This is a genomic window from Herbaspirillum sp. B65 (assembly GCF_000333555.1).
In the GTDB taxonomy this organism is placed as follows: Bacteria; Pseudomonadota; Gammaproteobacteria; order Burkholderiales; family Burkholderiaceae_D; genus Herbaspirillum; species Herbaspirillum rubrisubalbicans.
Genome location: NZ_BADI01000830.1, coordinates 1 through 4248, shown reverse-complemented (window position 1 = coordinate 4248; position 4248 = coordinate 1). Strand labels below are relative to the sequence as shown.

General features: G+C 50.3%; 4 protein-coding genes and 2 pseudogenes. 2 read left to right on the top strand and 4 right to left on the bottom strand.

Going from position 1 to position 4248, the window contains the following annotated elements:
• Positions 1-871, top strand: an 871-nt coding sequence (locus tag I5W_RS31510; RefSeq protein WP_217284458.1) for a hypothetical protein, incomplete at its 5' end; no start/stop codon positions are given.
• Here I5W_RS31510 and I5W_RS30225 read toward each other — a convergent pair.
• From I5W_RS30225 to I5W_RS19840, 3 genes and pseudogenes are all read right to left on the bottom strand, one after another.
• Positions 863-1180 (bottom strand): annotated as a pseudogene (locus I5W_RS30225) (IS5 family transposase); the annotation flags it as partial. The gene I5W_RS31510 and the pseudogene I5W_RS30225 sit on opposite strands and share 9 nt — an antisense overlap.
• Positions 1181-1186: 6 nt before the next feature.
• Positions 1187-1906, bottom strand: coding sequence for an AbiU2 domain-containing protein (locus I5W_RS19845; protein ID WP_017451648.1), 720 nt, complete (start codon positions 1904-1906; stop codon positions 1187-1189).
• Between the two features lie 312 nt (positions 1907-2218).
• Positions 2219-2599, bottom strand: coding sequence for a hypothetical protein (locus I5W_RS19840; protein ID WP_238813969.1), 381 nt, complete (start codon positions 2597-2599; stop codon positions 2219-2221).
• Between the two features lie 481 nt (positions 2600-3080).
• On the opposite strand from I5W_RS19840, the gene xth reads away from it, so the two are divergent.
• Positions 3081-3848 carry an exodeoxyribonuclease III gene (xth, locus tag I5W_RS19835; protein ID WP_044530520.1) on the top strand — a complete coding sequence of 256 codons (768 nt, stop codon included), beginning with the start codon at positions 3081-3083 and terminating at the stop codon, positions 3846-3848.
• A 74-nt stretch (positions 3849-3922) separates the two neighbouring features.
• Here xth and I5W_RS19830 read toward each other — a convergent pair.
• Positions 3923-4183: pseudogene (locus I5W_RS19830) on the bottom strand (hypothetical protein).
• Positions 4184-4248: the final 65 nt, after the last annotated feature.

Here is a 4248-nt window from a genome sequence, read left to right as displayed (position 1 = left end):
TATCACCTTTTTGCAAAGACAAACGTGTCAACTTGATCTTCGTCACGAGGAGCCAAGTCGCCCCAAAAAAGGGATCTGTACCTTTTGTCAGAATGAAGGGCCATGTCAATTGACCCCACTCTCTGACGAACACATGTTTGGGAAATGGCTACGCAAGGCGTTTCCTCCGACTACCAATAAGCATCGAGAAATGAGAGAAAGACCGGAGGATTACAACAATCCGAATTCTCGCAGCCACATTCGAGACATCGTCAAAGATCAACATCCATATGATGTGCAGGTTCCGCACATTTGCGAACGGTGCAATGGATGGTTGGGACAATATCAAGAGGATGCCAAACTGGTAATCACGAAAATCGCAACAGGGTCATGGCCAGAGCTCAGTGACGAAGAGTGCAGAATCCTAGCGCGCTGGGCTACGATGGTTTCAATCAACATTGCCAAACACGTGCATCTTGGTTTTTTTACAGAGAAGCAACTACGCCAATTGATGAAAGGCGATGTGCCCGAAGGATTCCAAGTTTCGATAGCACGCATTGCGCCTACTGGTGGCCGCTTATCTGGTGCTCATCTTCAGCATCCAGTTGAACTGATGAACATGAGCTTTGATGATCATCCAGTTGCGCTTGAACTTACCTTTTTTTGTATTGAGGAAGTCGCCTTTTTAGTCACTCATATTGCAGCAAACGATAGTTTGCTAAAATCTGCCCAAAAATATAACCGCGGGATAGGAGTCCTGCCACGGATAATCCATCCGATAAACACCGCCTCGACAAACACTGCAAACCAATGGGTCACAAAATCATCGTTGCAGAATTGGGGCCTTGAGTGGGCATGTCAGTTATCTGCAATCCCGGTCCACTTTTTTTGACGCGCCGGCCGAATGTTGGTGTGCTCGGACAATGGTTGAATCGATCAGGATGTGTTCGATTTCCGTTTCACCAGCCATTGCAAGTGCGATTCGCTGCCAGACACCTTTGCGCCTCCACCGCGAGAAACGCATGTACACGGTATGCCACCGACCGAACTCGACTGGCAGATCGCGCCAAGGGCTACCTGTGCGAGCGATCCACAGCACCGCTTAGAGAAACCATCGATTGTCGAGTGCTGTTCGTCCTCGGTCGCCTTCCTTGCCCAACAAGATTGCTTCGACCTTCTTCCATACATCGTCACTTAGCAGATATTTTCAGTCTGGAAATGGATGATCATGCTCCCCTTTTTGCCATGCAACAGATCCCCAAAAATTTACTGATTTACACTTGGCACTATATCTAATCCCTTCGAGATCAAATTCCTCTTGATTCAATGAAGCATTGAGTATCTTTACTATATTCAGCGTATCTCGGTAAAACTGTTCGAGTTCAGGACGGGTGCTATCCGTCTGACCTCCAGTATTCGGCTTAATCTGTCTATGCGCTAAGCGCTGATGACGAATACGGCGGAAGTTGTCATATATTTGATAGTACGCACCTCCCTTCTCATAGGCGGCCACGCATTGATCAACGTAGTCATAAACGCCAATGAGATTCTCAACAAAAGAGTTCTTCTCATCCACGGTCAAATTCATCTGCTCGACAGCAGCACTAGCAACGTCCGACGCAAGCAATTCCTTAGCACCATCTTCACGCAACCAAGCTATGACATAGGGCAAACCGATGGTCTTAGAGTCGTCATCCCAAAATCGCATAATGGCCATAATCAGTTCCCTCCATAAGAGCCCCCTAATGGCAAGGAAAGTCTCCGTAACATTCAAATTATTTACACGGTTAATTAGACTTCCATCCTCCACCATGGGACGCCATGTTTCGAAGGCCGCAATAGCAATTGGCAATTCTAAGCGTGCGGCACGAATTACCCTCCTTATCCTAACTAACCGGGCCTCATTGTCCGCCTTCTCTATCGTCATTTTTCTTTCCTTCATGTCGCACCCAGAGACAAAATACCAATACTAAAACTCATTTCATAAATAGGCGTGAGATGCGTTCTGCCCAGAAAGGGCACTGGAAAGGCGCGCGACGCGTCGCGCGGCGGTGCGAAACGCAAGGAGTGCAACGCGGCCAGCGCCCTTTCTGGGCAGAACCCGAAGGGTGCGGCCCGTTTGGGCGAATTCGCGCCTTGCACTTCATCCCAAACGGACTCGCTCGCACTCACTCCTATTTATAAAATGAGTTCTAGTAAAGATGTTGTCAGCACTGGCATTAAATAGAAACAGAGAGTCCTAATTAAAAAATTTGAGGTCCTCTCCCTGATAAGGAGCAATGGACATCTCAAGTACGAACTTGAGTGGATCTTCCCCGGCGCTCATCTCAGAAAATCGATGTTCAGCAATCGCTTGTGCAATCGCCATTCGTATAAGCAGCTCATCGCTAAAATATTTAGTTCCTGGGATAAACCAGGCGATGAGAAATTTTCTTAGAAGCGGGAATTTTCCTTGTTGATTGAATGAAATCCAGCCACCGAAGCCGCCTTGTGCCCGAGTGATACCAACGAGGAATTCCCCGCCCCCCTGATCAACCGGAGCGTTAAAGAATGTATGAAGACAAAAAAGTTGTTCTGCCATTTCTACCTTTCCGTAAATCAAGAATTTGGTCGCTTTCACTACAAAGATCCGAGTGAAGACTTCGTTGAGGTAACAATGAGGTCAACGCCAATTGAATCTCAATGTTACGTCACCCACAATGATTCACGAACGAAGACGACCGACTGTGACTAATATGGCTCGGACGATGGGTCAATACGCTAAAGTCATAAGGTAGATTCGGATATGTTTGCCGGGGGGCTCAATGGTAATTCTCGGAATAGAATTTTTGCTTGAGTATTACTTCTTTGAGTACTCAGCATAGTTGTGAGATCTTACTGCTCGCAATCATCAGCAAGGGCTGTACCAGAATTACTGACGTGAGCATCAATGCCATAATCGCGCAAAACAAAATTAACCACTGATGCTATAGTGCCGCCAAAACAAAACTTTGCGCATACAACCAAGCCCTCGAAAGTGGGTAGCTAGCTGGGTAGCCAGGCAGAATTTTCAGCTACCAACGCAGCGCAAAACCGCATCAAATAAGGACTCTCCACACACCATGAAAATCGCCACCTGGAACGTCAACTCCCTCAAGGTCCGCCTGCCGCAAGTCTTGAAATGGCTGGAAGAAAACCCGGTCGATGTGCTCTGCCTGCAGGAAACCAAACTGACCGACGACAAGTTCCCCGCCGCCGAGATCGCCGCGGCCGGTTACCTGGTCGAGTTCTCGGGCCAGAAGACCTATAACGGCGTGGCCATCCTGTCGCGCCATCCGATGAATGACGTGGTCAAGAACAATCCGCTGTTCCCCGATGAACAGCAACGCATCATCGCCGCCACTATCGAAGGCGTGCGCTATGTGTGCGCCTATATTCCCAACGGTCAGTCGCTGGAGTCGGAGAAGTATCCCTACAAGCTGAACTGGTTGGCAGCGCTGCATGAATGGCTGGCCCAGGAAAAAGCCAGCAATCCGCGCCTGGCCCTGCTGGGCGACTACAACATCGCCCCCGAAGACCGCGACGTGCATGATCCAGTGGCCTGGCAAGGCCAGGTGCTGGTGTCCGAACCCGAGCGCGAGGCCTTCCGCAAACTGCAAGCGCTGGGCCTGACAGACTCCTATCGCCTCTTCGAACAGCCGGAAAAGATGTATAGCTGGTGGGATTATCGCCAGATGGGCTTCCGCCTCAATCGGGGTCTGCGCATCGACCACATCCTGTTGTCGGAAGAACTGGTGCCGCGTTGCACCGCCTGCGTGATCGACAAGGTGCCGCGCAAGTGGGAACAGCCTTCGGATCACGCGCCGGTGATCGCGACGCTGGCAGACTGAAATCGATTCAGATCATCCGTAATGATTTATATCATTTACGGATAAGCCTGCCCAACGCCACCCTCGGGTGGCGTTTATTCTTTCTTGTTGCGCATGTTCTTTTCGAACTGCACGTCCAGCTTGCTCACGCGCTTGGCCTTCTGCGGCCCCTGGGCATTGACGAACGTGACGAAGTCGTCAAGTTCCATGGCTTCGTTGAGCTTTTCCAGCGGCTGGCCCGCTACGCGCCGGGTCAGGATGAAACGTTCATCCGAGGTGCGCAGCATGGAATATTCACGCGATTCGGTGCGATTGTTTCAGCGCTCGATGGCGCTGGCGGGCGCGGTCGATCTCATCAGTGGGTCTCCTGCAGTTTGAGTTGCCAATACCCACGTCGAATCAGCGCCCCATCTTGTAACCC

Excerpts from the sequence above, each read along its gene's own strand:
- I5W_RS19845 (WP_017451648.1), bottom strand. The coding sequence starts at position 1,906 with ATGACGATAGAGAAGGCGGACAATGAGGCCCGGTTAGTTAGGATAAGG.
- xth (WP_044530520.1), top strand. The coding sequence starts at position 3,081 with ATGAAAATCGCCACCTGGAACGTCAACTCCCTCAAGGTCCGCCTGCCG.